Below are 26905 nucleotides of genomic sequence, written 5' to 3'. Positions count from 1 at the left end.
CGGCAACGAAGAAGGAGGGTGCCGAACAGCATTGGGCAAGCGTAGCACCGAGGCGCGGAGTTCACCCGCGCGGTCAGTTGAGGCCGTGCTCGTAGGCGAAGACGACCAGCTGCACACGGTCGCGGAGCCCGAGCTTCGCGAGCACACGTGAGATATGCGTCTTGACGGTGGCCTCGCTCAGGAACTCCTGACGGGCGATCTCGCCGTTCGAGAGACCGCGGGAGGCGAGCGCGAACATCTCTCGCTCGCGCTCGGTGAGCGTCGTGAACCGCTGCGGCACGGCCCGCGAGGCCGGAACGGCGGCCGAATAGCGCCTGATCAGGTCGGCTGTGGCCTGGGCGGCGAAGACCTCGGCACCTGTCGCCACGGTCCGGACCGCCGCGAGCAGGAACTCCGGATCTGCGTCCTTCAGCAGGAACCCGCTCGCTCCCGCTCCGACCGCCTTGGCGACTGCCTCGTCGAGATCGAAGGTCGTGAGCACCAGGATGCGCGTTGACGACCCGCTCGCGACGATCTGCTTCGTCGACTCGAGGCCGTCCTGCCCCGGCATGCGCACGTCCATGAGCATCACGTCGGGCTTGAGCGCCTTGGCCAGCGAGACCGCCGCGACTCCATCGCTCGCCTCCCCGATGAAGCGCATGTCCTCCTGGCTGTCGATGAGCATCCGGATTCCGCTGCGGAAGAGAGGCTGATCGTCGACGAGCGCGACGGTGATCTGGGAACTGGTCAAAATGTGTGCCTCTCGGTTGTGGAGCGAGTGCCGTCGCTGTCGAGCTCGGCCACAGCGGCCCCCTGCGGCGAGGCTATGGGCAGCCACGCGTGCACGCGAAACTGCGCACCAAGCCGTTCAGCCTGCACGTTACCGCCTGCGATGCCGACACGCTCCGCCATGCCGACGAGTCCGTGCCCGCCCTCGCCTCGCAGGTGCGGAGGCTCCGCGACGGAGTTGAGGATCGTCGCCTCGAAGACCTGCCCCCAGCTCAGTCTCACGACGACGGGCCGCGTGGCATCACCGTGCTTGAGCACGTTGGTCAACGACTCCTGCACCAAGCGGAACACTGCTCCCTGCGCCTGAGTCGTGAGGGACCGGGGCTCGCCTCTCGTCTCCAGCTGCAGGTCGAGGCCGGCCGCGCGCATCCGGGAATACAGTGCGGGCAGTTCCTCGAGGCCCGGTTCCGGCCCGGCCTCCTGGCTGTGCCGGAGCTGCCCGAGAAGGCCACGGACGTCGACGAGCGCGCTCCTGGCCGTCGACGAGATCGTCCCGAGCGCGGCCTCGGCCGAGTCGGGGTTGCTCTTCATCGCGTACCGGGCACCGTCGGCCTGGGCGACGACCACGGCAAGGGAGTGCGCGACCACGTCGTGCATGTCTCTGGCGATCTGCGTTCGCTCCTGTTCAGCGGCCAGCTGCTCCTGCGCTCGGATGCGCTCGAGTTCCACGATCGCCGCCCGGTTCTTGACCTCCTGGGCTCGCAGATGCGCCCGGCGGAGGAGCCCGGCGAGCCAGGCCACGACTCCAGCACCCACGAAGAGCAGCCAGATGAGGGCCGCCGCGAAGAGGAACGCGTCTCGGCTGCCCTCGACGTTCGTGGCGATGGACTCCCAGGTGAAGCTGGTCGGGTTCCAGTGCGGGATGAGCGCCACGATGATCGTCGGCGCCACGACGCCGTACACGGCGGAGCTGATGACAAGAGCACGGCTCCCGTAGGCGACCGCTGCGTAGATGCTGAGGTAGATCGCGACATCCTGCGGATGCGGACCGAACGCGAAGACCGACTTCAGCAGTGCCGCGAGCACGACGATCAGGAAGCTCGGCCATGGCGCATAGCGCCGGATGATCATGGCGACCGTGAAGAGCACCCAGGAAGGCAGGAGCAGCCAGGTCAGCGTCGTGCCGTCTCCCCCGTCGTAGTCGAGGGGCAGGCCGAACGTGAGCGCGAAGAGGAGGCCGAGGATGATGTCGGTCACCCACTGCAGCCACGTCAGGCGGTGGGTGTGCGCCTTCCACAGCATGCCAACTGCCGCGAAGAAGGACTCCCGCGGCTGTCCACCAGCCGCGAGAGCATCGACGGACCGCGACTCAGAAGCCGAGGCGTCCGAGCTGCTTCGGGTCACGCTGCCACTCCTTCGCCACCTTCACGCGGATGGAGACGATGACACGTCCCTCGGTGATCTGAGAGATCTCACGCTGCGCCTGCTCGCGGATGCGCTTCAGCCGCTCGCCGCCGCGCCCGATGATGATGCCCTTCTGGCTGTCGCGCTCGACGACGATGTTGACGTACAGCTCGCGCGTGACGCCGTCGTCCCGGGTCACGATCTCCTCGACCGTGACCGCGATCGAGTGCGGGAGCTCGTCGTGCACACCCTCGAGCGCCGCCTCGCGAACGAGTTCCGCCGCACGCTGCTCGAACGACTCCTCGGTCTTCATGTCGCTCGGGTACAGGGGCTCGGACTCCGGGAGCAGTCCGAGGATGATTCCCGTGAGCGTGTCCAGCTGGATGTCCTCAGCTGCCGAGACGGGGATGATGTCATCCCATTCGCGGAGACCCTGGACGTCGACGAGGCGAGAGGCCAGGACGTCCCGGCTCACGGTCTCAGCCTTCGTCACGATGGCGATCTTGCGAGCCTTGGGGGCCTCATCCAGCTGCTCGTTGATGAAGCGATCGCCCGGACCGACGGGCTCGTTGGCTGGCACGCAGAACCCGATGACATCCACTTCCGCGACCGTCGCGTGCACGACGTCGTTGAGTCGCTCCCCCAGGAGCGTGCGCGGACGGTGCATGCCGGGGGTGTCGACGATGATGATCTGTCCGTCCTCGCGGTGGACGATGCCTCGCACGGCACGGCGAGTGGTCTGCGGCTTGTCGGAGATGATCGCGATCTTCTCGCCGACCAGCGCGTTCGTCAGAGTGGACTTGCCCACGTTCGGGCGACCGACGAAGGTCACGAATCCTGCTCGGTAGTTCGTCATGCTTCGATTCCTGACTCTTGAAGTGGTTCCAGGCGACGCGCCAGGACAGTGAGAATGCGCTTGCGGGGTCCGACTCGCTCGGCGACGAGCTCGATGCCGTCGACGACCGCCCTGTCCCCTCGTTCGGGGATCTTGGACAGCGACTTCGCGAGCAGCCCGCCCACCGAGTCGACGTCGTCGAACTCGAGCTCGATGTCGAAGAGATCCCCGAGCTCCCCGGTCGCGAGGCGAGACGACACCCGGTACCGCCCGTCGAGCAGCTTGCGCGGCTCGTCATTCGGTCGATCGTACTCGTCGCTGATCTCCCCCACGAGCTCTTCGATGAGATCTTCGAGGGTCACGAGGCCCGCTATGCCGCCGTATTCGTCGACAACCATCGCGAGGTGGGTCGCGGACGCCTGCATGCGGCGCAGCAGCAGATCGGCGCGCAGCGACTCCGGGACGAAGTCGGCGGGCCGGGCGAGCTCGACGGCCGGGCTCGACTCCGCCTCGTCCTGCAGCGAATGGCGAACCAGGTCCTTGAGGTAGAGGATCCCGAGGATGTCGTCGCTGTCCCGGCCGATGACCGGAGCACGAGAGATGCCGGTCTCGAGGAACTGCTCGAGCGCTTCTCGCACCCCCGCGTCGCCGTCGACCGTGACCATGTCCGTCCGAGCGACCATGACTTCCCGCACGAGCCGGTCGGAGAACTCGAAGACGGAGTGGATGAGCTCCCGATCGCCGTGCTCGAGCACCTTGAGGTCGGCTGCCTCGTCGACCATGCTGAGGAGCTCCTCCTCGCTCGAGACGGAGCCGAGGCGCTGCGGACGGCCAGGGGTGACTCGATCGCCGAGCACCACGAGCAGGTCTGCGACCGGCCCGATGACGAGCCGAACTCCGCGCGCGATGGGTGCCGCGAACGCCATCACCTGCTGGGGATGCGCCCGTGCCACGCTTCGCGGACTCGTGCCGGCGATGATGAACGAGACCAGGATCATGATCGCCACGGAGACGAGGAACGCCTGCCACCTGACATCGAACAGATCGGTCAGGATGAGCGTCACCAGGACGGCCGACATGCTCTCGAAGAGCACGCGTGCGAACGTCAGCGCGTTGCTGTGGGCACCGGGGTCGGCGGCGATCGCCTCGATCGAGCGCTTCGCGCGGCTCCCCGCGGCGAGGTGCTCGAGCTCCGGCTTGGAGAGACGCGCGATGACCGCTTCCGTCGCGGCGAGCAACCCGCTCATCGCTACCATCAGGACGATGGCGGCGACGAGCAGAGCCGCGGTCATCTGGCGCGCTTCCTCTCCTGAAGGTGGAAGCCGACGAGGAGATCGCGCTGGAGCCCGAACATCTGCTTCTCTTCCTCGGGCTCTGCGTGGTCGAAGCCCAGCAGGTGCAGGACTCCGTGAGTCGTGAGCAGCAGGAGCTCGTCCATCATGCTGTGCCCGGCCGCCTTCGCCTGGTCGGTCGCGACCTGCGGGCAGAGCACGATGTCTCCGAGCAGTCCAGGAGGCGTCTGCCGATCGACGTTGCCGGGCCGAAGCTCGTCCATGGGGAAGCTGAGCACGTCCGTGGGGCCGGGTTCACCCATCCACTGCACGTGCAGCTCCTCCATGGGGCCCACCTCGACGAGCACGATCGCGAGCTCCGACTCGGCGTGCACGTGCAGCTGGTCGAGCGCGTAGGCGGCGACGCGCTGGAGGGCGCCTTCGTCGACCTCGTAGCTGGCCTCGTTGTTGACCTCGATGCTCATCGGCTTGCGTTCCTGTCCTGGCGTCGGTGATCGTCCGCCTGCTTCTTCTGGTCGTACTCGGTGTAGGCGTCGACGATGCGGGCCACGAGGGTGTGCCTGACGACGTCATCGCTCGTGAGGTGCGAGAAGTGCACCTCGTCGATGCCGCCGAGCACGTGGGTCACGAGCTTCAGTCCCGAGGCGCCCATCGGCAGGTCGAGCTGCGTGATGTCCCCCGTGACGACCATCTTCGATCCGAACCCGAGCCTCGTCAGGAACATCTTCATCTGCTCCGGCGTCGTGTTCTGCGCCTCGTCGAGCACCACGAAGGCGTCGTTGAGCGTGCGCCCGCGCATGTAGGCGAGTGGCGCGACCTCGATCGTCCCGCTCGCCATGAGCTTGACCACGACCTCCGGGTCGAGCATCTCGTTCAACGCGTCGAAGAGGGGCCGCAGGTAGGGGTCGATCTTGTCGTTGAGGGTCCCTGGCAGGTAGCCGAGGCGCTCGCCGGCTTCGACGGCCGGGCGAGTCAGGATGATCCGCGTGACCTCCTTGCGCTGCAGTGCCTGCACGGCCTTCGCCATCGCGAGGTAGGTCTTGCCTGTTCCGGCGGGTCCGATGCCGAAGACGATCGTGTTGTCGTCGATCGCATCCACGTACTGCTTCTGGCCGAGCGTCTTCGGGCGGATGACCTTGCCACGGGACTGCACGATGGACTGGCCGAGCACATCCGTTGGGGTCTCCTCGCCACGGTCGATGAGCCGCTGGGAGCGCTCGACCTGAGCCGGCTCGAGGTCGACGCCGCTGCGCGCCATCGCAGTGATCTCGCGCAGGAGCGCCTCGGCCGCGACGACGTCGTCTCGCTCGCCGCTGAAGGTGATCTCGTTGCCGCGTGCGAGCACGCGCACGCGTGGGTGCTCACGCTCCACGGACTTGAGCAGCCGGTCGCCTGGCCCGAGGAGCCGCACCATGGCGACGCCTTCGACCGTGGTGGTCTGCTCGACGAAATCTGTCCAGGTGCCGGACTCCCCGGGACCGTGGGACGGTGAACTGTCTTGACTAGGCAAGGGATCCTTCCGAGAGTCCTCCGCCGAGGACGTGTGCGTGAACGTGGAAGACGGTCTGACCTGCTGCCGCCCCCGAGTTGAAGATGAGCCGGAATTCGCTGTCGGTGTGCTGATCGGCGAGACCCTGGGCGACCGCGATGACCTCGGCGAGCAGCTCCGGATCGCCGGCCGCGAGCTGGGCGACGTTCGCGTATTCCTGGGTCTTGGGCACCACGAGAAGATGCACAGGCGCCTTCGGGCTGATGTCCTTGAAGGCGATGACCCGCTCGGACTCGAACACGATGTCGGCTGGGATCTCGCGGTTGATGATGCGCGTGAAGATGGACGGCTCTGAACTCGACATGAGACCAGCCTACGACTCGGCACTCGCGCGGGACCGAGAGTCCCACGTGCCGCTCAGCGCCAGGATCGCAGCGATCGCGGCGGGAGCCGCGCTCGAGGTTCGAAGAACGCCAGCGCCGAGGTGCACGCGCCTGGCGCCGGCCGCCTCGAAGGCCTCGAACTCGCTCTCGTCGATGCCGCCCTCTGGGCCGACGACGAGCGTCAGTCCGGAAGCGCCTGCCGGGACCTGCTCGGCGAGGGCCTGGCGCAGCGAGGTGTCGCCCGACGGGTCGAGGACCAGCATCGGCGCGTGACCGGCGAGCGATGCGACCTCCCCCGTCGAGTGCAGCGGGGCCACATCCGGGACCCACGCGGAGAGGCTCTGCTTGCTGGCCTCTCTGGCGATGGATGCCCACCGCTCGCGGCCCTTCTCAGCCTTCTGATCCCAGCGGCTCACGCTGCGCTTCGCCTGCCATGGAACGAACGCCGCGGCTCCGAGCTCCGTCGCGACCTGCACGGCCAGGTCGTCTCGCCCGCCCTTCGCCAGCGCCTGCACAACCGTGACACGCGGAGCCGCCTGCGCCACTCGCCGCGCGGCGACGACCGTGACGAGTGCGCGCTCGCGCTCAGTCAGAGCGAGCTCGCCGTCGACGATGAAACCGCGACCGTCGCCGAGCTGCACACGTTCGCCGACTCGCATCCGCGCGACCGCCATGTGCTTGGCCTCAGCGCCGCGCACCTCGACGACGTCACCGACGCGCAGCGCCTCGTCGAGGTCCTCGACGAGGTAGAGCCACGCCACGTCAGCGACCGAAACGGTCGCGGAGCTTCGAGAACATGCCCTGCTTCTCCCGCGCGAGGCGGGGGGCCTCGTGGCGGTGACGGGCAGCGAACTCCTCGATCAGCTTGCGCGATTTGCCGTCGAGCTTCGCCGGGGTCACGACCTGGACGGCGATGTCGAGATCGCCGCGATGGGTCGAGCGAAGCCGCGTGATGCCCCGACCTCGAACGGTCAGCACCTCGCCCGACTGCACGCCCGCGGGGATCTGAAGGTCGACGTCGCCGTCGAGCGCACCGACCGTGGTCGAGGTGCCCAGGATCGCGTCGGCCATCGACACCTCGACGACGCACTGGAGGTCGTCGCCGTCTCGTGAGAAGACCTCGTGCGGGCGCACGCGGATCTCGAGGTAGAGGTCACCGTTCGCTCCCCCGGCTGGTCCGGCTTCGCCTCGACCGGGAAGGTGGATGCGCAGCCCGGAGTCCACACCGGACGGGATGTCGACCGGGATGCTCACGTTCGCTCGGACACGGCCCTGGCCGTGGCACGTGTCGCACGGGTGCTCGATGACCGTGCCGTAGCCGCGGCACTGGGCGCACGGCTGGTTCGTGACGACCATGCCGAGGATCGAGCGCACCTGTCGCTGCACGGACCCGGCCCCACCGCATGCCGAGCATGTCGTGGGCGAGGTACCCGGCGCGCAGCACGTGCCCTGGCAGTTCTCGCAGGCGATCGCCGTCGTGACCTCGAGGTCCCGGTGCGTGCCGAACATGACCTCGTCGAGGTCGAGTTCGACGCGCACGAGCGCGTCCTGGCCGCGTTCCGCACGCGAGCGAGGCCCGCGGGAGCCCTGCTGGCCGAAGAAGGTCTCGAAGATGTCGCCGAAGCCGCCGAAGGACTGCCCATCTGGGCCGCCCTGGTCGTACTGCCGGCGCCGCTCGGGGTCGATGAGGGTGTCGTAGGCGTGCGTGACGGACTTGAAGCGCTCCGCGGCATCTTCGGACGGGTTGACGTCCGGGTGCAGCTGGCGTGCCAGCTTGCGGTAGGCCTTCTTGATCTCGTCCTGGGACGCCTCACGGCTCACGCCGAGCACGTCGTAGTGGTCTGCCAAGAGTGGCGACTCCTTCTTTGCATCTGTGTGTGTCACGCCTGCGTTGTCAGGCGCCGGGTGCATCCGCCGAGTGATGTGGCGGTGTCGGTCAGTCGTCCGAGTGCTGCTCGTCGAGCACCCGTGACAGGTAACTCGCAACCACTCGAACGGCCTGGATATTCCTCGGGTAGTCCATTCTCGTCGGCCCGACGACGCCGAGACGCGCGTCGCTCCCCGAGCTGCGATAGCCGCTCGTCAAGATAGCCGTCTCTCCGAGGCCAAGGTCGACGTTCTCCTGGCCGATGCTGACCGAGTAGGCCTCGGGGCTGGAGTGGAGCTCGTCGAGCAGCCGCAGGAGGACCACCTGCTCCTCGATGGCCTCGAGGACGGGCAGGATGCTCGAGGGGAAGTCGCGTTCGGTCCGGGCGAGGTTCGCGGTGCCCGCCATCACGAGGCGCTCCTGGCGGTGCGCCAGGACGAGCTCGAGCAGGTTGGCGATGACGGGAGCGAAGAGCTCCGCGTCTCGCTCCCCCATGATGCCGCTGACGTCCCTGAGCTCCGTCGACGCGCGCGCGACCGTCTTCCCGACGAGTCGGCCGGCCAGCCGGTCCCGGAGCACATGCAGCTGTTCGACGCTCACCTCGGCGCGGAGATGCCCGATGCGCTGCTCGACGCGGCCCGAGTCGGTGATGAGGACGGTCAGGACGCGCATGCTGGACAGCAGGACGAACTCGACGTGCTGGATCGCGGCGTTCGCGAGCGAGGGGTACTGCGCGATCGCGACGGAATTGGTGAGCTGCGCCAGCAGTCGCACCGACCGTCCGAGCACCTCGTCGACGTCGTCGCTGCCCTCGATGAAGGTCTCGATCGCCCGGCGCTGCGCTCCGGAGAGCGGCCTGAACTCGGCGAGTCGGTCGACGAACAGTCGGTAGCCCTTGTCGGTCGGGATGCGCCCGGAGGATGTGTGCGGGGCCACGATGAGCTCGGCGTCTTCGAGCTGTGCCATGTCGTTGCGGATGGTCGCCGCGGAGACGCCGAAATCGTGACGGTCTGCGATCGACTTGGAGCCCACCGGCTCACGACTCGTCACGTAGTCGGTGACGATGACGCGGAGCACCTGCATGCTTCTGTCTGAAACCACGATGCTCCTCCCTCGACGAGCTGCTGCGAGTCGGACTGGCACTCCGAACCTGAGACTGCCAATCCTACCGCTTTCCGCTCGCGCCACCAGCAGGATGCCAGGCCCTCGCAGGGCACGCGCAGTAGCGTGAGCGAAACCGACGAGAGGAACCCCGTGTCAGATCAGAACGCACCGACCCCGCCGCCAGGACACCAGGATCTGCCTCAGCAGCCGCCATACGACCAGCCGGGACCCTACGGGCAGCAGCCACCGTACGGGCAGCAGGCTCCCAACGGTCAGAAGGTTCCGTACGGCCAGCAGGCCCCCTACGGACACCCGCAGGGCGGGCAGTACCAGCAGTCGGGCCCGCAGAATGTGACAGAACCGCCCCTGACCCGAGACGGCGACCGCCTCGTCGGGACCTTCGATCACCTGCTCAACATCGTCGCCCCCGCCGTTGGGCCGCTCATTCTCTGGCTCGTCACACGGCGCAGGGGGCCTCTCGCCGACAGCGAGGGCCGCGAGGCGCTCAACTTCGGCATCACCGCTGCGATCGTGTACCTCGGCATCGGCGTCATCTCGCTGCTCTCGCTGATCGGCGGCCCCCTGGCGCTGATCGTCCCGCTCCTCTACCCGCTGCTCTGGGTTGCCGTCGTCGTCTACGCGATTCTCGGCGCGGTCCAGGCGAGCAAGGGTCTCCCCTACCGGTACCCGGTCACCTTCCGGTTCGTGAACTGAGCCGGCTCAGGCGGCGATTCGGCGCACGATCGCGTCTGCCATGAGCCGCCCTCGGAGCGTCGGGACGAGCCTGCCCTTCAGCGCGGCCCTCCCGTCGACGAGCGACTCGGCGATGAGCTCGGCGACGACACTGGAGTCGCCCAGCTCTGAGATCGCGAGGCCCTCCCGCAGACGCGAGCCGAGCATGATCCGCTCGAAGCGCTTCGTCTCCTCATCAAGCACTTCGCGCCCCATGGCCGGCGTGATGCCCTCAGCCAGCCTCGACGCGTAGGCGCTCGGATGCTTCGCGTTCCACCAGCGCACGCCGCCCACGTGGCTGTGCGCCCCCGGGCCGAATCCCCACCAGTCCGCGTCTCTCCAGTAGGAGAGGTTGTGGCGAGACGCGTGCTTGCCGTCGAGCGACCAGTTGCTGACCTCGTACCACTCGAACCCGGCCGCTGAGAGTCGCTCCTCAGCGAGCTCGTACATGTCGGCCTGCAGGTCGTCGTCCACGGCGGGCACCTCGCCGCGGCGGATCTGCCTGGCCAGCTTCGTACCCTCCTCGATGATGAGCGCATACGCGCTCACGTGCAGCGGCTCCTGAGCCAGCGCCATGTCGAGCGATCGGCGCCAGTCGTCGATGGACTCGCCGGGAGTGCCGTAGATCAGGTCGAGGCTCGGCTCGAGCCCGACTCGCTTCGCCGCGGCGACCACGATCGGGATGCGCGCCGGATCGTGGGTGCGCTCGAGGACGCTGAGGACGTGCGGGACGGCGGACTGCATCCCAAAGCTCACTCGGGTCACGCCCGCAGCCCGGAGCTCGGCGAGCTCACGCTCGCCAACCGAGTCGGGGTTCGCCTCGACGGTGACCTCCGCGTCTGGGGCGAGGCCCCAGCGACTGCGCACTCCCTCGAGCATCGCCGCAAGGTCGCTGACGGGCAGGAGGGTCGGAGTCCCGCCCCCGAAGAAGACGGTGGATACCTCGCGAGGGGCACCGCTCAGCACCCGCTCGGCGATGACCATCTCCTTCTCGACCTCGCCTGCGTAGCTGGAACGCGAGACCCCTCCGAGTTCCTCCGCCGTGTAGGTGTTGAAGTCGCAGTAGCCGCACCGCACGCGGCAGAAGGGCACGTGGATGTAGACGCCGAAGTCTCGCGACTCGGCGCCGACCAGTGCCTGCGCGGGGAGCTCGCCGCTCGGGGGCACCGGCTCACCGAGCGGCAGGGCGCTAGGCGCCAAGATGGCCGTTCGGCTGGGCCCTGTTCGGGGCGAAGTTCACGTGATGCACCCGCACAGCCTAGGCGCAATCAGGCGCGCGATCAGCCGAGCACGGCCTCGCGTTGCGCTCGCGTCCAACTGACACGACTACCTTCGAGGTCATGAGCACTCAGGCGACCTCCCCAAAGCACGTTCTCGTCTCCGGCGCATCCGGAATGATCGGCCACCGTCTCATCGAGGAACTGCATGCGCACGGCCACCGCGTCACTCGGCTCGTCAGGCGCGACCCGAAGGACGCCAGCGAGTTCCGGTGGAACCCCGCCCAGCGAACCCTGGACGCGCGGGTCCTCGACGGCGTGGATGCAGTCGTGAACCTCTCCGGGTCACCGCTCAGCAAGCTGCCGTGGACCTACAACGTGAAGAAGGAGATCCTGCGTTCCCGCGTCAACGCGACGCTCACGATCACCGGTGCCATGGCGGCCTCCTCCACGCCTCCGGCGCTCCTCATCAACGGTTCAGCGTCGGGCGCGTACGGCGACCGGCCGGGGCAGGTACTCGACGAGGACTCGGCACTGCCCGAGACCGACGAGTTCCTCCCTCGTGTCGTCGACCGCTGGGAGCGCGCCGCGCAGACAGCCCCGGAGGGCACCAGGGTCGTCCTGGCGCGCACCGGTCTCGTCCTCGGGCGCGGCGGTGTCCTGACCGTCCTGAAGACTCTGGCGAGCGTCGGGTTGCTCTCGCAGCTGGGTGACGGCACGCAGCACTGGCCGTGGGTGAGCCTGCGCGACGAGGTGCGGGCGCTCCGCTTCCTGCTCGAGTCCGACGACGCGCAGGGGCCATACAACCTGGTCGGCCCCACGCCCGCGACCGCCGACGAGATCCAGCAGCAGCTGGCCGACGAGCTCGGGCGCCCCTACAAGCTCAAGGCGCCATCGACACTCATCGACCTCACCCTCCAGAAGGCGGGCCGTGAACTGTTCCTCGCCGACCAGCAGATCCGCCCGAAGCGGCTGCTCGACGCTGGCTTCAGTTTCAAGGACCGCACCGCGGGTCAGGCGGTCGAGCTGGCTCTCAAGTCGCCGGAGTTCGAGCCAGAGCCTGGCGCCGGGGTCTGACCCTTCGAGTCAGGCCGCTCACGCCCTGGCGCGAGCGGCCTTCTCAAGGCGGATGCCCTCACGCAGAGAAGCCCTGGCTCGCTTTCGGTCCCCCGAGGCCGAGTACGCCAGACCGAGGCGCATCCACGTCCTCCAGTCTTCAGGAGCGGCCTCGACCTCAGCTTTCCACCTCGGGAAGTCCTCGTCGGCCGCCTCGCGGACGACGCGTCCGCTCGGCCGCTTGGGCAGGTCGTCCTCCGGCAGCTCGCCGGCGTCCGCCATACGACCGAGCAGTCGTTCCGTCTGCATCCCGAAGAGCAGCTCACGGGCCACGAAGACGACCGCGAGGACCGGGAACACGATGAGTGCGGCGCCCATCACCTTGGCGACGATATCGCCCGCGAACAGCGAGACCGCCATGCCCGAGACGAAGACGATGTAGAGCAGGAGGAGCAGGGTCACGGCGGCGACGCCGAGCTTCGTGGCGAGATTGCTCTTCACGAGCGACCCGACAGTCCCGCGAGGCCGAGCACGCCGTCGAGCCCGACTGTCGTGCCCCGCGTCTCGACCGCACGCGTGATGGCGAGCTTGATGCCCTGCACGTAGGCCTCCTGCGAGATGGTCTCGTGGCGAATCGTCAGCACCTCACCCTCTCCCCCGAAGATCACCTGCTGATCTGCCACGACTCCGCGCAGCCGCAGACTGTGGATGGGCACGCCCGAGACGAGTTGCCCCCGAGCGTCCTGCTCGCTGTTCGCAGCGGCGAGCGGCAGTTCCCGCGAAGCCGCGATGCGCTCCGCAGTCCGCACGGCGGTCCCTGACGGCGAATCCACCTTCTTGTCGTGGTGCGCTTCGACGATCTCGATCGATTCGAAGAAGCGCCCTGCGACACTCGCAAGCGCGGTGCCGAGCACCGAGCCCAGAGAGAAGTTCGGGACGAAGACGACGGCACGCTCCGGAGGCACCAGCTCAGAGATACCGGCGATCCGCTGCTCGTCCCAGCCGCTCGTGCCGACGACGACGTCGATGCCATGCTCGAGGGCGAAGGGCACCGCCGCCTCCGACGCCTCGAGCCGCGAGACGTCGATGAGCACGTCGGCGCCGAGCATCTCATCGAGTGAAGAAGAACTCGTCAGCCCCGAATGGAGGCAGAGCCCGTCGGTCGTCTCGAGGATCCGTGCGATCAGTGTTCCCATGCGGCCGGAAGCGCCCAGCACGGCGACCTTTGTTTCCATGTCCACAAGCGTACGGCCATCGGCCGGCGGAGCAGACGCCGCGGAAGGCTGCCAGCAGGCCCGACGACCTCAGACGGCGATCGAGGTGCTGACCCCCGTGCGGAGTTCCGGGGTCAGGTGCGAGAGGTCGTTGAAGAGCAGCAGCTCGGCCGGCTTCCTGGTTCGCACCCGAACCACCGTGAGTCCGGTGTTCACGGAGTTGAGGCCGAGCCAGCGCCAGTCGGGGGCGTCGAGCACCCGACGCACGAATTCGCCGATCACGAAGTTGTGGGTCACGAGCAGAGTGTGGCGGTCATCGCGGCTCTTGCTGAAGAACGTGTCGTACGCGTCGTTCATCTGCGCCATGCCAGCGTCGACGACCTCGTCAGCGATGCCGCCGAAGAAGCTGTCGTACGTCGACGGCGCGCCGTCCTGACCTGTGGGGATGCAGTCGAAGAGCAGCGTCGACTCGAGCGCGGCGGGACCGCTCGTGTACTGGTCGATGACCGCACTCGTCTCGACGGCGCGATCCAGCGGCGACGTGTAGGACTCGCTGAGCGGCACGCTCGCGAGTCGGCGGCCGATCAGATGAGCCTGAGCCCGACCCCGCTCCGACAGCGGGCCGTCGGTGATTCCGTGCTCGGCGTTCTCCTGCTCGCCATGCCTGACGAGGTAGAGGTAGTGCGACATCAGCGGCGCTCCAGTTCGGTCCTTGCTTCCGAGGAGAGCTTACCGACCGCAGATGCGACGAGCTCCCCACTGAACATGTCGGCCGCGACCGACTGCACCTCGTCGAGCGACACCGCTTCGACCCGCGAGAGCGCCGCCTCGAGGTCGTAGAAGCGACCTGTGTGGATCTCCGCGCGTCCGAGGCGAGACATGCGGGTGTCGGCGTCCTCGATCGCAAGAGCGGAGCCGCCGGCACTCGCGCTCTTCGCGTCGGCCAGCTCCGTCGCGGTAACCCCGTCCTGGACGAGCTTCTCAGCCTCCTGGCGCAGCACTCTGACCGTCTCCAGCACGTTGTCGGGAGCGCATCCCGCGTACATGCCGGTCACTCCCACGTCGGAGTGGCTGCCGCCGAACGAGTACACGGAGTAGGCGAGACCACGCTTCTCGCGGATCTCCTGGAAGAGGCGGGACGACATGCCACCACCGAAGATCCGATGCATGAGGCCGAATGCCTCCCTGCGCGGGTCGAGCTGTGTGATTCCCTGGCCACCGATGACGAGTGCCAGCTGCTCCAGCGGGCGCTCGATGGCCGAGAGCGGTCCCGTCGGCACTGCGGACCCAGGCTCCAGCGTCGAAGCCCTTCGGGAGACGGGAACGGCGTGTGCGTCGAGGTCCCACCCGCCGGCTCGGAGGTTGCGCTCAAGCTGCTCGCGGACGACGTCGTGGTTGACGGCCCCCGCGATGGTCACGACGAGCTCCTCCGGGCGGTAGTGCTGGCGGTACGAGCTCCACACGGCGTCGCGGTCCGCGGCCCTGATCGAGGCCGGTGTGCCGCCGATGGGCCTCGCGAGCGGATGCGCGCCGAGGAGCGTCTCGTAGAACCGCTCCCAGACCACGTCGTTCGGGTCGTCGTCCGCCATCGCGAGCTCCTCGATGATGACGCCGCGCTCGATCTCGAACTCCGCGGCGTCGATCACGCTCGAGGTGATCATGTCGCTCAGGACCTCGACGGCCATCGGGAGGTCGGCATCGCGGACCTTCGCGTGGTAGAGGGTGTGCTCCTTCGCGGTCTGCGCGTTCACTTCTCCCCCGACGCGCTCGAAGGCCGCCGACACCTCGAAGGCAGACCGTGTCGGCGTGCCCTTGAAGAGCAGATGCTCGAGGAAGTGCGTGGAGCCGTACTCATGCGGGAGCTCGTCGCGGGAGCCGACCGGCACCCACAGGCCGATGCTGGTGCTCGCCGCGCCGACGACTTCCTCGGTCAGGAGGCGCACCCCGCTCGGCAGCACCGAACGGCGGAAGAGACCGCCGTTCGACACTCGTGCTTCGATCTCGGGAAGGTCAAGTGGCAGTTCAATGGCATCGCGCATAACCAGTCAAGCCTAGAGCGTGTTGACCGTCCCGGCGTCAGCCGCGAGACAACTCCCAGCGGCTCGAGACCTCGCGAGACGCCGAAGGGCCCCGCGCACGGATGCGCGGGGCCCTTCGGAGCAGAGGTGGGCTGAGCTACTCAGCGCCTGCCTCGAGAGCGACGCCCTCTTCAGCGGCTGCCTCTTCGAGCACAGGTGCGAGCGACAGCTTTCCGCGGTCGTCGACCTTCGTGATCTCGACGAGGATCTTCTGGCCGACGCCGAGCACGTCTTCGACGTTCTCGACGCGCTTGCCACCGGCGAGCTTGCGCACCTCGGAGATGTGCAGCAGGCCGTCCTTGCCCGGGAGCAGGGAGACGAAGGCACCGAAGGATGCGATCTTGACGACCGTTCCCAGGTACTGCTCTCCGACCTCAGGGTTCGTCGGGTTCGCGATGGCGTTGACCGCAGCACGAGCGGCCTCAGCGGACGGACCATCGACAGCGCCGATGTACACGGTGCCGTCGTCCTCGATCGAGATGTCGGCTCCGGTGTCGTCCTGGATCTGGTTGATGACCTTGCCCTTTGGCCCGATCACCTCGCCGATCTTGTCGATCGGAACGCGGACCGAGATGATGCGCGGTGCCGTGGCAGCGAGCTCGTCCGGAGTGTCGATGACGGCGTTGATGGCCTTGTCGAGGATCTGGATGCGAGCATCGCGAGCCTGCGTCAGAGCGCCGTCGAGGACCGACGTCGGGATTCCGTCGAGCTTCGTGTCGAGCTGGATGGCCGTGACGAACTCCGCGGTACCGGCGACCTTGAAGTCCATGTCGCCGAGCGCGTCTTCTGCGCCGAGGATGTCGGTGAGCGCCGCGTAGCGCGTCTCGCCGTCGACCTCGTCGGACACGAGACCCATGGCGATGCCCGCGACAGGTGCGCGCAGCGGCACACCGGCGTTGAGCAGGGACAGGGTGGAGGCGCAGACGGAGCCCATCGACGTGGAGCCGTTGGAGCTGAGCGCCTCCGAGACCTGACGGATCGCGTAGGGGAACTCCTCGCGGCTCGGGAGAACCGGGACGATTGCGCGCTCGGCGAGGAAGCCGTGCCCGATCTCGCGACGCTTCGGCGAGCCGACGCGTCCGGTCTCACCCGTCGAGTACGGCGGGAAGTTGTAGTGGTGCAGGTACCGCTTCGACGTGATGGGCGAGAGCGAGTCGATCTGCTGCTCGAGCTTGAGCATGTTCAGCGTGGTGACGCCGAGGATCTGCGTCTCGCCGCGCTGGAAGATCGCCGATCCGTGCACGCGTGGCACGACGTCGACCTCTGCATCGAGCTGACGGATGTCGGCGACGCCGCGACCGTCCATGCGCTTGCCCTCACGGAGGATGCGTCCGCGGACGACGTCCTTCGTGACGGTCTTGTAGGCGGCCGACACCTGACCGGCGACGGAGGCGTCGAGCTCTCCGCTTTCGATCTTCGCCGCGATCTGCTCCTTGACGCTGGCCTTGAGCGCGTCGTCGGCATCCTGGCGCTCGATCTTGCCGGCGATCTGGTACACGTCGACGAGTCCGTCGTGCGCGATGGCGGTGACCGCGTCAAGGGCTTCCTGCGTGTAAGGCAGGAAGACCGGGTACTCGACGACGGGCTTCGCGGCCTGGTCGGCGAGCTCCTGCTGTGCCTTCACGAGCTGCGTGAGGAACGGCTTGGAAGCCTCGAGGCCCTGTGCGACGACAGCCTCGTCGGGCTTCTGCGCGCCGGCCTGGATGAGGCCCCACGCGTGCTCGGTGGCTTCGGCCTCGACCATCATGATGGCGATGTCCTCGGTGCCGTCGGCCTTCGTGACGAGGCGGCCGGCGACCGTCAGGTCGAAGACGGCGTCGGCGAGCTGCTCGAACTTGGGGAACGCGACCCACTGGCCGTCGATGAGCGCGAGGCGGACACCGGCGATGGGGCCGGAGAACGGCACACCGCTGAGCTGCGAGGACAGCGAAGCCGCGTTGATCGCGAGAGCGTCGTAGAACTCGCCAGGAGCGATCGAGAGCACCGTCACGACGACCTGGACCTCGTTGCGGAGGCCCTTGACGAACGAGGGGCGCAGCGGCCGGTCGATGAGGCGGCAGACCAGGATGGCCTCCGTCGACGGACGGCCCTCACGACGGAAGAACGATCCGGGGATCTTGCCGGCAGCGTAGCTGCGCTCTTCGACGTCGATCGTGAGCGGGAAGAAGTCGAAGTTCTCCTTCGGGTTCTTCGAGATGCTCGTTGCCGACAGCAGCATCGTCTCGTCGTCGAGGTAGGCGACGGCAGAGCCCTGCGCCTGCTGGGCGAGACGCCCTGCTTCGAAGCGGATCTTGCGCTGGCCGTGCTTGCCGTTGTCGAGAACGACTTCAGAGAACTTGATTTCGGGACCTTCCAAGAGGTCTCCTCCTTATGCGTGTGTGCACGCGAAGGGCAAGCGCGACCGGGTCTTCCCGGGCTGATCGTCAGTAGAAGACCACTGCCGCATGAGCGCCTCTAGCGCTGCGACAGGAACCCACCACCGAGGACCAGCTACTCGCCGCCCCGCGTATCTTGAGTGATTGCGCTGCTGACTCTACCAGCGGAGGGCGGCGAGCAGCTGGAACCCGTGCGGCGAGTGCCGCGCGGGCGCCCCTACTTCTTGCGAGACGCGCGAGGGAGCTCCTTCAGGAGAGGGAACTCGCCCGTCGGCTTCTCCCCCTCGTCGTAGAGCTTGCTCGGCGACCCGACGATCTTCTTGTCAGCAGTGTGAGCGATGCTCTCGTCCTTCGAGGGGTAGTCGAACTGGGAGAGGACGTAGCGCATGGCCTCGAGCCTCGCCCGCTTCTTGTCGTTCGACTTGACGACCGTCCACGGCGATTCGGCGGTGTCCGTGTAGAAGAACATCGCCTCCTTGGCTTCGCTGTACTCGTCCCACTTGTCGAGTGACGCGAGGTCGGTTGGGCTCAGCTTCCACTGGCGCACCGGGTCATCGCGACGAGCAGCGAAGCGCGCAAGCTGCTCCGCCCGGCCCACCGAGAACCAGAACTTGATGATCGTCGTGCCGGAGTTGACGAGCATCCGCTCGAACTCAGGAGCGGAACGCGTGAACTCGAGGTACTCGGTCGGGGTGCAGTACCCCATGACCCGCTCGACGCCCGCGCGGTTGTACCAGGAGCGATCCAGCAGGACGATCTCGCCCCCAGAAGGCAGATGCTCGACGTAGCGCTGGAAGTACCACTGCGTCTGCTCCTTCTCCGTCGGCTTCTCGAGCGCGACGGTGCGCGCACCGCGGGGGTTCAGGTGCTCCATGAAGCGCTTGATCGCGCCTCCCTTGCCTGCCGCGTCCCGACCCTCGAAGATGATGACGACCTTCTGCCCCGTCTCCTTGATCCAGGTCTGAAGCTTCAGGAGCTCGATCTGCAGCGCGCGCTTCTGCTTCTCGTACTCCTTGCGCGGCAGCTTGGCGTCGTAGGGATAGCCGTGGCGCCAGGCCTCGCCAAGTGGGTCCTCGTCGCGCAGCTCTGCGAGTTCGTCCACCTCCGGGGTCATGTCCGGGATGCCCGCACGGTTGAGCCGGTACGCGGCCTGAGAGCCAGCACCCTGCTTTCGAGCGCGACTCGTCGAGGTGGAGTCCGGTGCGCCGGCTTTCAGGAGGGCGTCATTGCCTGCTTCCGAGGCCTTCGTCTGGCCCTTGGCGTCTGCGTGCGGCTTTGCTGGAGTTCGAGGGGCTGCCATGTCGCTCAGCCTAACGCCGCGCCCCGACGCCTGGGCCCCCATGTGGCTGACCAGCCACCACTGGACGCGAAAAGAGCCCCTGCCGATGGCAGGGGCTCTTCGCAGAAAGTGCTTAGCGGCGAAGGCCGAGTCGCTCGATGAGCGAACGGTAACGCGAGATGTCGACGTCGGCGAGGTAGCCGAGCAGACGACGACGCTGACCCACAAGCAGGAGGAGACCACGACGCGAGTGGTGGTCGTGCTTGTGCTCCTTGAGGTGCTCGGTGAGCTCCTTGATTCGCGTGGTGAGGATGGCAACCTGAACTTCAGGGGAACCAGTGTCACCCGGGTGCGTTGCGTACTCTTCGATGATGGCCTTCTTGCCCTCAGCGCTTAGTGCCATTGACAGACCCCCTTCTCTTTCGTTGCGCGGCGCTCGGCACACAATGTGCGAGCTCTCTTCATCCGCGGCCGTTTCACGGCAACCGAAAGAGCATAGCAGATCGGGAGCGGTCAGCTCACGCCCAGCAGGTCGATGATGAAGACCAGCGTCTTGCCGGAGAGCGGGTGCCCTCCGCCAGCGGCGCCGTAGGCGAGGTGCGGCGGGAGGACGAGCTTGCGGCGACCGCCGACCTGCATGCCCGGGATGCCTTCCTGCCAGCCGCGCACAAGCGCCTTCAGCGGGAAGTTGACCGACTCGCCACGGTTCCACGAGGAGTCGAACTCCTCGCCGGACTCGAACTCGACGCCGAGGTAGTGCACGTCGACCGTCGAAGACGGCTCCGCGACTGCCCCGTCGCCCACGATGATGTCCTCGATGACCAGCTCTGCTGGTGCCTCTCCACCCGGGAAGTCGACTTCTGGCTTGGTGCGATCAGTGTTTGTCATGCTCTACATCCAAGCGCCGGAGCCTGGACGAGTCCCGGATGACGCGCCGTGCGGCTGTGTCTGCGGCTGCATCTGCGGCTGTGCCTGTGCCTGTGCCTGGATCAGCTCGCCTCGGAGCTCCCCGAGATGCCGGAGCAGCAGCCGTTCGTCGAGCAGCTTGCTCGTGCGATTCGGGTCGAGGACGACCTGGTGCCGGACGCTCGCGAGACGCGTGGACTCGGTGATGAAGTCACGCATGGCCTTGTCCGCGCGCTTCCCGGAGCGGCGCGCCCAGGACCTCGCGCTTGATCGGCCGCGCATGGTGGAGAGCATCCTGATCTCGGCCTGCGAGTACCAGCCGACAGCCGCGTACTCGGACAGGCGCTCCACGATGATGCGGGCGTCCTTCCTTCGCAGGAGCAGGATCGTCACGATCCAGGCGAGGAAGATCGGCACCATGACCAGCGCGAAGAACGCGATGAGCCCCAGGATCCCGGCAGACTGCTGGACGAGACCCGAGCCGACGTTCCAGAGCGCGTGAAGAGCCATCGCGGGGATGAGACCAAGTGCGAAGCCGCCGAGCGCCGAGCCCCAGCCACCGCGACGGGCGCCGATGCCCATTCCGATGCCGGTCAGCGAGACGCACATCGGGTGCAGCAGCGGCAGTGCGATGCCGCGGATGAAGTACTGGGCGACGAAGCCCCCGACCCCTGCTTCCTGCCACATCGAGGAGAAGTAGAGGATGTTCTCCGTGAACGCGAAGCCCGCGCCGAGCAGAGCTCCGTAGACGAGGCCGTCCGTCGGTCCGTTGAAGTGACGACGCGCGACTGCGTAGATGACGACGAGACCGAGGCCCTTCCAGATCTCCTCGCCGACGGGCGCCTCGACAGATGGGCCCCACCAGGCGGGCAGGGCTCCCGGAAGAAGGACCTCACGGACCAGGCCCGTGAGCAGCGCGCCACCGACCGCGATGCCGCCTCCCCAGAACACGGCGCCGATGAGCAGGATGCGCGGCTCGGGCTCCCATCGGTCGATGAGCCACACGACCATCCACACGACGAAAAGCGGGACGAGCGCGGCGAGCACGCTGCCGAGGAGCACGACGTCGCTGCTGCCGAGATACGCGAGGAACAGGACGACGGCGATGATGAGCGCGGCCAGGCACATGACGACGATCGTCGTGATGCGCATCGCCAGCTCGCCCTTCGTCGGGGCCTGCGGCAGGACGAACTGGGGGTCGATCTGGCGCTGACCGGCTGGTGCACTCCAACGCCCGTCCGCGTGCATGGGTCCGGTCACGAGGTGGCCACCCTTGGCCCGGCCGCGCCGAAGGCCGCGAGCTGCGACCGGTGCTCCTTGACTCGGTCGAGCATGCGCTTCTCCACGACTCTCCGATTCGGGTCTCGCTTGTTGACCCTGGCATGCTCGCGGGCGAAGGCGAGCCTCGACGCGTCCTGGACGAAGCCGCGCATCGCGCGGTCGGCCTCGGGGCTCACGGACTTGGCCCAGGCGAACGCCTGCTCGCGCGCGCTCCAGTCCCCGATCATCGCGACCTCCGACGTCGTGAACCATCCGGCATCCGCGTACTCGCCCAGACGGTCGACGATGATGAGGCGGTCACGGTCGTGCAGCTTGACGAGGAACCAGGCCAGCAGCAGGAAGATCGGCAGCTGCACGACGAGGTAGAAGATGAGCCAGCCGAACTGATTGCTCGGGTCGACCCCGAGCAGCGGGAGGATGAGGAGGCTTCCGCCGTTCCAGAAGGCATGCGCCAGGATCGCGATGACGAGCCCGCCGAGGCCCATGAGGATCGGCCGCCGCCAACCGCCTCTTCGGGCTCCCCAGCCGATGGCCATGCCGGTGATGCCGGTGAAGAGCGCGTGCGCGAATGGCGAGAGGATGCCGCGAACGATGAACGTCGATGCGAAGCCCGACGCCGATTCCGCGGCCTGCGAGAAGTAGATGATGTTCTCCGTGAAGGCGAAGCCGGCGCCGATGACGGCCGCGTAGCTGAAGCCATCGAGCGGGCTGTCGAAGTGCCTCCGCGCGAAGATCAGGATAAGGAAGAGGCCGACGGCCTTGATGGACTCCTCGGAGATCGGCGACTGGATCAGCACGGAGAACTTGCTCACGTCGCCTTCGGTTGCCAGGTATGACCGGGCGACGTCGAGCATCATCCCGCCGGTGACGAGCGTTCCGACAACCGAGGCCCCTGCACCCCAGAACAGTCCGAAGGCGAGCAGGATCCGCGGCTCGGGCTCCCAGCGGTCGAGCCACCAGACAGCTGTGAGGACGAGCCCGAGCGGCACGAGAGCGGGTATCGCCATCGTGAGCGCGGCGAAGCGCAGCTCGCTGAAGAGCCAGGCGACGACCCCGACGGAGAGCAGCACAGCGAAGCCGAGCAGAAGCAGCCAGGTGAGCCTGCCCCGAGTCAGCCTTCTGCGCCGCTTCGGCGCGACTGACGTGGCACTGCTCATCGATGGTCCTCCGTGCATTGGGGTGGCTGCCCGAAGCAGAGACATTCGGGCCTCGCGGCGCGCACGGGGCTCCCCGCCTCGTCGGCTCGCTGCGGTCAGCATAGCCAAGCGGACGCGGGTCAGGCGAACGACCAGTCGTCCGGGCTCAGCGCACGGTAGATTAGGAGCATGATGCGTCTCGGATTTCTTCTCGGTGCCACTGTCGGCTTCATCGCTGGGATCAGCACGAGTCGAGTGCACGCGGAAGAAGTCGCGAAAGACATCGGCGATAGGTCGAAGGCCTTCGCAGAGCGGATGACGGTGTCCGCCGAAGACCTTCGGCGCCGCAGCGATACCCAGCTGGACGACATGCGTCGGCGCGTCGACGAGCAGCTCGACGAGATGCGGAAGCGGGTCGACGATGGTCTCGACGACGTCAAGCGTCGGGTCGAGGAAGAGGTCGAGAAGAGCATCGAGTCGCAGGTGCAGACGCTGGTGCGCGCTGGTCAGGCCCGCGAAGATGTCCTCGAGACGTTCGAGGACGACGACGCAGACGCCATGTTCTCCCCCGGTGACACGAGCTCGCCACGCCATGCAGCCGCCGAGGGCGAGTCGACGCCGGAGCAGGACTCCGAAGGCAAGCGCCCCGAGTAGCTCGGGCCAAGTCGAGCTCTGAGGCTCACGCGGCCCTCGACCGACAGCGCGGGGAACGAATCGGCCCCTCCGGTGCACTGCGCCGGAGGGGCCGATCTGCTGTGGTGACGCCCTCTACGGGCGCGCGCCAGCAGCGCTAGGAGAAGTCACGCAGATCGGCTCGGTCGAGGCTGTCCTCGAGAGCCGTGGCCTGGGCCTGCGTGATGATCGGGATCGCGCTCGTGACGGCCTGGATGCCGGAGAGCCGTTCGGGCGAGAGGATGCTCGTGACTTCCTCCCGGCTCAGGAGCCCGCGTTCGACGACCAGATCGGCGATGGTCGACTTGGTGTTCAGGGCCTCCTTCGCGAGCTTCGACGCCTCCGAGTAGCCGATGTAGGGCGTGAGCGCCGTGACCACGCCGACGGAGCTGGAGACGCGGGACGCGAGCAGCTCCTCGTTGGCGGTGATGCCGTCGATGCAGTTCACGCGCAGGGTGCGCGCGGCGCGGCGGAGCCAGGCGGAGTTCTGCATGAGCGTGTGGAGCATGACCGGCTCGAATGCGTTGAGCTGCAGCTGCCCAGCCTCGGATGCCATGGACACCGTGACATCCGCCCCGGCGATGACGAACGCGACCTGATTGACCGCCTCGGGGATGACCGGGTTGACCTTGCCGGGCATGATCGAGGAGCCAGCCTGTCGCGCGGGCAGATTGATCTCGCCGAGGCCAGCCTGCGGCCCAGACGACAGCAGCCGGAGGTCGTTGCAGATCTTCGACAGCTTCATCGCGGTGCGCTTGATGACGCTCGAGAGCGACATGAACACGCCGGTGTCGCTGGTGGCTTCGATGAGGTCGTGCGCCGTCTGCAGGTCGTTGTAGCCCGTGATCTTGCGGAGCTGACGCATGACGGCGGACGCGTAGCTCGCCTCAGCCGTGATGCCGGTTCCGATCGCCGTGGCACCGAGGTTGAGCTCGAGCAGGAGCGGCAGCACGTCGCGGAGGCGCTGGATATCCTCGCCGATGGTCGTGGAGAAGCCGCTGAACTCCTGGCCGAGTGTCATCGGCACGGCATCCTGAAGCTGCGTGCGGCCGATCTTCAGGATGTGCTTGAACTCGCTGCCCTTCACGCGGAACGCGTTCTGCAGCAGCGTGAACTCGTCGATGAGACGCTCGGTCGCGTGGACGAGCGCGACCTTGACCGCACTCGGGTACGTGTCGTTCGTGGACTGCGATCGGTTCACGTGGTCGTTCGGCGAGAGGAACTCGTAGTCTCCGAACTCGCGACCGGCAAGCTCCAGCGCGCGGTTCGCGATGACCTCGTTGACATTCATGTTGGTGCTCGTCCCGGCACCGCCCTGGATGACACCGACCACGAACTCCTCGTGCAGCTTGCCGTCGATGATGTCCTGGCATGCGCGATCGATGAGCCACGAGCGCTCCTGGTCGAGCACGCCGATCTCGAGGTTGGCGCGGGCCGCGGCCTGCTTGACCTGCGCGTAGGCGACGATGAAGTCCGGGTACACGCTGATCTGACGTCGGCTGATCGAGAAGTTCTCCAGCGCGCGGGCGGTGTTCACACCCCAGTAGGCACCTGCGGGGATCCGCATCTCGCCGAGCGAGTCGCGTTCGACACGGAATTCCTGCGTTTCTGACATGACCTGATGGTCCTCCAACTTCGTCGTCTGAGTTTCCGCGCTGACCTCAGCCTACTGCCGACGCACTCCTCGGATCGCCGACTCGAGAAGACTCGCAAGCGCATCCACCTGGATGCTGTCAGCCGACAGCTCGCCCGCGTCGATTCCCTCGAGGGCACGCAGGGCGAGGCCCTGCTTGTTGTCGATGAGCTCGGCGATGCGCGCGTCGATGGTCTGCGCCGCGACGATGCGCCACGCGGTGACCGGCTCTTCCTGGCCGATACGGTGCACGCGGTCGATGGCCTGGGTCTGCTCCGCGGCAGTCCAGCTGAGCTCGGCGAGCACCACGTCAGACGCAGCCTGCAGGTTCAACCCGACTCCAGCGGCCAGGAGCGAGCAGACGACGACCTGCACGCTCGGGTCGTTCTGGAAGGCGTCGATCGCGGCCTGTCTCGCTGCCGGGGTCTGGTCGCCTCGGATGGAGACCGAGGAGATCTCGTTCTCCGCGAACGTCCGCTCCGCCGCATCCATGACCTCGATGTGCTTGGCGAAGAACACGACCTTGCCAGCCGAGCGAGCGATCTGACCGGCGTACTCAGCCGCGAGCCGGGCCTTCGCCGCGCCGATGGTGCGGAGCATCGTGAAGATACTGGCTCCCGTCGATGAGGCCTTCGACTCCTCGACCTCCTGGCGGGCGATCATGCGAACGCGATCCAGGTCGACGGCGCCGGGCTCGAGCCCAGCAGCGGCTGCCATCCGGCGGTACCGCTCGAGCAGACGCGAGACGAGTGCCGCCTCGGCTGCGCGAATGCTCCTGCCCTCGTCCGAGTCGAGCTCGACGGGCATGTCCACGACGCGCTTCGCCGGGAGATCCGCGGCCACGTCGATCTTGCGCCTGCGGACGATCCCGAGATCGATGACCGTCTGCCGGGCCGCCGCCAGGAAGCCGGGATCGCTGGGCACGAGTCCCGTCTCGTCGAGACGGTCGAGCAGCAGCTGCGAGGGCCGGTCGCCTTCGAGCCACCCCAGGAACTGCCAGATCGCCTTGAAGTCATCCACGTCGTTGATGAGCGGCGTTCCGGTGAGCGCCATGAGCAGCGGGTCGGCACCGGGCACGCGAGCCCTGATGCTGTTCGCGAGCTGCATGACGAGCCGCGACCGCTGCGACTGCAGGTTCTTGATGAAGTGCGCCTCGTCGAGCACCATGCCCTTGAATCCGAGCGACGTGAGCCAGCCGAGGTGGCGGTCGAGGATCTCGTAGTTGACGACGAAGACATCGGCGAAGGCGTCGATGCCCTGACCGTCTCCGGAGATGACCGTGACCCGACGGTTCGGGGTCCACCGCTGGACCTCTCGAGCCCAGTTCGTCTTCACGACGTTCGGGACGACGCAGAGCAGTGGGTAGGCCTCGGCGACCGACGCGGCGAGCAGCGCCTGCGCCGTCTTGCCGAGCCCGGGCTCGTCCGCGAGCAGGTAGGCCCGGTGTCCGTCGGCGACGCTCGCAAGCAGTCTCGCCTGGTGATCCATGAGCTCCTGGCCGGGAGGCGAGATGCGGTCCCAACGCGGAGCCGGCGGCAGCTCCATCGATGCAGCGTTCCCGCCTGCGCCCGTCTCGAACGCGCGGAGGAGCGGACCGAGCAGCTCCCAGTTGGACAGTCTCGAGTAGTGCGGAGCCGTGGAGTTGACGCTCGTGAGCACTGGCGCCAGGAACGGGTTCGATCGGGTCCGCGCCTTGACGGAGCCCGGGAGGACCTGTCGCTGGGCGATCTCCGGCGGCAGCTTCTCAGCCTGGGCCTCGGGCTCGGGCTGCTCGTCGACCACCATCTCGATGCCACCGGCGAAGAGCATCTGCTTGCGCAGCGCCTTCGCGGCTTCACTGACCGGAGCGCCTGGCTCGAGGAGACTGATGAGCGAGGTGTCGCGCGCGGCGGTCTTGGCGAGGATCGAGGCGAGGCCGTCGAGGCGCTTGAGCGCCTCCGCCCGGTCGTGCTCGCTGAGCTCGCTCGTCTCCTTGGCCTTCGCGCGCTCCTCGCGCATCAGCAGCGCGATCACCTGGAACTTGGTGCGGTTCGACGGCGAGACCTTGCCTCGCTGCGCCGAGGCCTCGACCTCCCGCGCCGCCTTCGCGAGCTGTGGGATGACACCGGTGTTATCGACCGGCTTGCGGTTCCGCGGCGGCGTGTGAACGCCGGCACGACCGCCGGCTTGGGCGCGTGTCCTACGAGACATGCCCCTCCTTATGCAACGTGGCAGGGATCGGGAAGTTGAGCCGGGCGGAGGTCG

General features: G+C 67.4%; 26 protein-coding genes. 3 read left to right on the top strand and 23 right to left on the bottom strand.

Features of this window, described 5'->3' with window-relative positions; genetic code table 11:
- Positions 1–73 precede the first annotated feature (73 nt).
- The 10 genes from C5E10_RS05955 to hrcA all read right to left on the bottom strand — a co-directional run bounded on the left by C5E10_RS05955 (position 74) and on the right by hrcA (position 9079).
- Positions 74–730, bottom strand: coding sequence for a response regulator transcription factor (locus C5E10_RS05955; protein WP_104330850.1), 657 nt, complete (start codon positions 728–730; stop codon positions 74–76).
- Complete coding sequence (locus tag C5E10_RS05950; RefSeq protein ID WP_104330849.1) at positions 727–2112, bottom strand: histidine kinase; 1386 nt, start codon at positions 2110–2112, stop codon at positions 727–729. The genes C5E10_RS05955 and C5E10_RS05950 overlap by 4 nt, the downstream gene beginning before the upstream one ends.
- Positions 2078–2968 carry a GTPase Era gene (gene era, locus C5E10_RS05945; protein WP_104241446.1) on the bottom strand — a complete coding sequence of 297 codons (891 nt, stop codon included), beginning with the start codon at positions 2966–2968 and terminating at the stop codon, positions 2078–2080. The genes C5E10_RS05950 and era overlap by 35 nt, the downstream gene beginning before the upstream one ends.
- Positions 2965–4239 (bottom strand): hemolysin family protein, encoded by a 1275-nt coding sequence (locus C5E10_RS05940; RefSeq protein WP_104330848.1) that lies wholly within the window; start codon positions 4237–4239, stop codon positions 2965–2967. The genes era and C5E10_RS05940 overlap by 4 nt, the downstream gene beginning before the upstream one ends.
- A complete protein-coding gene (gene ybeY, locus C5E10_RS05935) occupies positions 4236–4703 on the bottom strand; it encodes an rRNA maturation RNase YbeY (RefSeq protein WP_104241448.1) in 468 nt (155 codons plus the stop codon). The genes C5E10_RS05940 and ybeY overlap by 4 nt, the downstream gene beginning before the upstream one ends.
- Positions 4700–5749, bottom strand: a complete 1050-nt coding sequence (locus C5E10_RS05930) for a PhoH family protein (protein ID WP_374953486.1) — start codon at positions 5747–5749, stop codon at positions 4700–4702. The genes ybeY and C5E10_RS05930 overlap by 4 nt, the downstream gene beginning before the upstream one ends.
- Positions 5742–6092 (bottom strand): histidine triad nucleotide-binding protein, encoded by a 351-nt coding sequence (locus C5E10_RS05925; RefSeq protein ID WP_104330847.1) that lies wholly within the window; start codon positions 6090–6092, stop codon positions 5742–5744. The genes C5E10_RS05930 and C5E10_RS05925 overlap by 8 nt, the downstream gene beginning before the upstream one ends.
- 9 nt (positions 6093–6101) lie before the next feature.
- Positions 6102–6872, bottom strand: a complete 771-nt coding sequence (locus C5E10_RS05920) for a 16S rRNA (uracil(1498)-N(3))-methyltransferase (protein WP_104330846.1) — start codon at positions 6870–6872, stop codon at positions 6102–6104.
- 1 nt (position 6873) lies between these two features.
- On the bottom strand, positions 6874–7959 hold the full coding sequence (gene dnaJ, locus C5E10_RS05915) for a molecular chaperone DnaJ (protein ID WP_104330845.1): 1086 nt from the start codon (positions 7957–7959) through the stop codon (positions 6874–6876).
- 88 nt (positions 7960–8047) lie between these two features.
- Positions 8048–9079, bottom strand: coding sequence for a heat-inducible transcriptional repressor HrcA (hrcA, locus tag C5E10_RS05910; RefSeq protein ID WP_104241452.1), 1032 nt, complete (start codon positions 9077–9079; stop codon positions 8048–8050).
- A 153-nt stretch (positions 9080–9232) separates the two neighbouring features.
- Here hrcA and C5E10_RS05905 point away from each other — a divergent pair, with 153 nt between their 5' ends.
- Positions 9233–9796: a DUF4870 domain-containing protein gene (locus tag C5E10_RS05905; RefSeq protein WP_181062667.1), complete on the top strand. Its 564-nt coding sequence runs from the start codon at positions 9233–9235 to the stop codon at positions 9794–9796.
- Positions 9797–9802: 6 nt separating this feature from the next.
- On the opposite strand, the gene hemW is transcribed toward C5E10_RS05905, so the two are convergent.
- Positions 9803–11014 (bottom strand): radical SAM family heme chaperone HemW, encoded by a 1212-nt coding sequence (gene hemW / locus C5E10_RS05900; protein WP_104330843.1) that lies wholly within the window; start codon positions 11012–11014, stop codon positions 9803–9805.
- Positions 11015–11154: 140 nt separating this feature from the next.
- On the opposite strand from hemW, the gene C5E10_RS05895 reads away from it, so the two are divergent.
- Positions 11155–12108: a TIGR01777 family oxidoreductase gene (locus C5E10_RS05895; RefSeq protein ID WP_104330842.1), complete on the top strand. Its 954-nt coding sequence runs from the start codon at positions 11155–11157 to the stop codon at positions 12106–12108.
- Positions 12109–12126: 18 nt separating this feature from the next.
- On the opposite strand, the gene C5E10_RS05890 is transcribed toward C5E10_RS05895, so the two are convergent.
- From C5E10_RS05890 to C5E10_RS05845, 10 genes are all read right to left on the bottom strand, one after another.
- Positions 12127–12588: a hypothetical protein gene (locus C5E10_RS05890; protein ID WP_258071010.1), complete on the bottom strand. Its 462-nt coding sequence runs from the start codon at positions 12586–12588 to the stop codon at positions 12127–12129.
- The gene (gene dapB, locus C5E10_RS05885; protein ID WP_104330841.1) at positions 12585–13322 is read right to left on the bottom strand and encodes a 4-hydroxy-tetrahydrodipicolinate reductase; all 738 of its coding nucleotides are present in this window, start codon (positions 13320–13322) and stop codon (positions 12585–12587) included. The genes C5E10_RS05890 and dapB overlap by 4 nt, the downstream gene beginning before the upstream one ends.
- Before the next feature lie 69 nt (positions 13323–13391).
- Positions 13392–13991 carry a histidine phosphatase family protein gene (locus C5E10_RS05880; RefSeq protein WP_104330840.1) on the bottom strand — a complete coding sequence of 200 codons (600 nt, stop codon included), beginning with the start codon at positions 13989–13991 and terminating at the stop codon, positions 13392–13394.
- Positions 13991–15340: a pitrilysin family protein gene (locus tag C5E10_RS05875; protein WP_104330839.1), complete on the bottom strand. Its 1350-nt coding sequence runs from the start codon at positions 15338–15340 to the stop codon at positions 13991–13993. The genes C5E10_RS05880 and C5E10_RS05875 overlap by 1 nt, the downstream gene beginning before the upstream one ends.
- Before the next feature lie 136 nt (positions 15341–15476).
- Complete coding sequence (locus C5E10_RS05870) at positions 15477–17735, bottom strand: polyribonucleotide nucleotidyltransferase (RefSeq protein WP_104241459.1); 2259 nt, start codon at positions 17733–17735, stop codon at positions 15477–15479.
- Between the two features lie 236 nt (positions 17736–17971).
- Positions 17972–19054, bottom strand: a complete 1083-nt coding sequence (gene ppk2, locus C5E10_RS05865; RefSeq protein ID WP_258071009.1) for a polyphosphate kinase 2 — start codon at positions 19052–19054, stop codon at positions 17972–17974.
- 112 nt (positions 19055–19166) lie between these two features.
- A complete protein-coding gene (rpsO, locus tag C5E10_RS05860; RefSeq protein WP_104241461.1) occupies positions 19167–19436 on the bottom strand; it encodes a 30S ribosomal protein S15 in 270 nt (89 codons plus the stop codon).
- 110 nt (positions 19437–19546) lie between these two features.
- A complete protein-coding gene (locus C5E10_RS05855; RefSeq protein WP_068480291.1) occupies positions 19547–19921 on the bottom strand; it encodes an FKBP-type peptidyl-prolyl cis-trans isomerase in 375 nt (124 codons plus the stop codon).
- 3 nt (positions 19922–19924) lie between these two features.
- Positions 19925–21199 carry a PrsW family intramembrane metalloprotease gene (locus tag C5E10_RS05850; RefSeq protein WP_181062666.1) on the bottom strand — a complete coding sequence of 425 codons (1275 nt, stop codon included), beginning with the start codon at positions 21197–21199 and terminating at the stop codon, positions 19925–19927.
- Positions 21196–22377, bottom strand: a complete 1182-nt coding sequence (locus C5E10_RS05845) for a PrsW family intramembrane metalloprotease (protein ID WP_160072139.1) — start codon at positions 22375–22377, stop codon at positions 21196–21198. Before C5E10_RS05845 ends, C5E10_RS05850 begins: the two co-directional genes overlap by 4 nt.
- A gap of 168 nt (positions 22378–22545) precedes the next feature.
- On the opposite strand from C5E10_RS05845, the gene C5E10_RS19105 reads away from it, so the two are divergent.
- Entirely contained in the window at positions 22546–23010 is a 465-nt protein-coding gene (locus C5E10_RS19105; protein WP_181062665.1) for a hypothetical protein, read from the top strand.
- Between the two features lie 136 nt (positions 23011–23146).
- On the opposite strand, the gene C5E10_RS05840 is transcribed toward C5E10_RS19105, so the two are convergent.
- Positions 23147–24643 (bottom strand): aspartate ammonia-lyase, encoded by a 1497-nt coding sequence (locus C5E10_RS05840; RefSeq protein WP_104330836.1) that lies wholly within the window; start codon positions 24641–24643, stop codon positions 23147–23149.
- Between the two features lie 51 nt (positions 24644–24694).
- Complete coding sequence (locus C5E10_RS05835) at positions 24695–26851, bottom strand: DEAD/DEAH box helicase (RefSeq protein ID WP_104330835.1); 2157 nt, start codon at positions 26849–26851, stop codon at positions 24695–24697.
- Positions 26852–26905 lie beyond the last annotated feature (54 nt).

The organism is Pseudoclavibacter sp. RFBG4 (genome assembly GCF_002931515.1).
In the GTDB taxonomy this organism is placed as follows: Bacteria; Actinomycetota; Actinomycetes; order Actinomycetales; family Microbacteriaceae; genus Pseudoclavibacter.
This window is presented reverse-complemented; position numbering and strand designations above follow the sequence as displayed.

What these genes read in the sequence shown, in the direction of transcription:
- era (WP_104241446.1), bottom strand. Translation starts at nt 2,968, where the DNA reads ATGACGAACTACCGAGCAGGATTCGTGACCTTCGTCGGTCGCCCGAAC.
- C5E10_RS05940 (WP_104330848.1), bottom strand. Translation starts at nt 4,239, where the DNA reads ATGACCGCGGCTCTGCTCGTCGCCGCCATCGTCCTGATGGTAGCGATG.
- ybeY (WP_104241448.1), bottom strand. Translation starts at nt 4,703, where the DNA reads ATGAGCATCGAGGTCAACAACGAGGCCAGCTACGAGGTCGACGAAGGC.
- C5E10_RS05925 (WP_104330847.1), bottom strand. Translation starts at nt 6,092, where the DNA reads ATGTCGAGTTCAGAGCCGTCCATCTTCACGCGCATCATCAACCGCGAG.
- C5E10_RS05895 (WP_104330842.1), top strand. Translation starts at nt 11,155, where the DNA reads ATGAGCACTCAGGCGACCTCCCCAAAGCACGTTCTCGTCTCCGGCGCA.
- dapB (WP_104330841.1), bottom strand. Translation starts at nt 13,322, where the DNA reads ATGGAAACAAAGGTCGCCGTGCTGGGCGCTTCCGGCCGCATGGGAACA.
- C5E10_RS05880 (WP_104330840.1), bottom strand. Translation starts at nt 13,991, where the DNA reads ATGTCGCACTACCTCTACCTCGTCAGGCATGGCGAGCAGGAGAACGCC.
- C5E10_RS05875 (WP_104330839.1), bottom strand. Translation starts at nt 15,340, where the DNA reads ATGCGCGATGCCATTGAACTGCCACTTGACCTTCCCGAGATCGAAGCA.
- ppk2 (WP_258071009.1), bottom strand. Translation starts at nt 19,054, where the DNA reads ATGGCAGCCCCTCGAACTCCAGCAAAGCCGCACGCAGACGCCAAGGGC.
- rpsO (WP_104241461.1), bottom strand. Translation starts at nt 19,436, where the DNA reads ATGGCACTAAGCGCTGAGGGCAAGAAGGCCATCATCGAAGAGTACGCA.
- C5E10_RS05855 (WP_068480291.1), bottom strand. Translation starts at nt 19,921, where the DNA reads ATGACAAACACTGATCGCACCAAGCCAGAAGTCGACTTCCCGGGTGGA.
- C5E10_RS05845 (WP_160072139.1), bottom strand. Translation starts at nt 22,377, where the DNA reads ATGAGCAGTGCCACGTCAGTCGCGCCGAAGCGGCGCAGAAGGCTGACT.
- C5E10_RS19105 (WP_181062665.1), top strand. Translation starts at nt 22,546, where the DNA reads ATGATGCGTCTCGGATTTCTTCTCGGTGCCACTGTCGGCTTCATCGCT.
- C5E10_RS05840 (WP_104330836.1), bottom strand. Translation starts at nt 24,643, where the DNA reads ATGTCAGAAACGCAGGAATTCCGTGTCGAACGCGACTCGCTCGGCGAG.
- C5E10_RS05835 (WP_104330835.1), bottom strand. Translation starts at nt 26,851, where the DNA reads ATGTCTCGTAGGACACGCGCCCAAGCCGGCGGTCGTGCCGGCGTTCAC.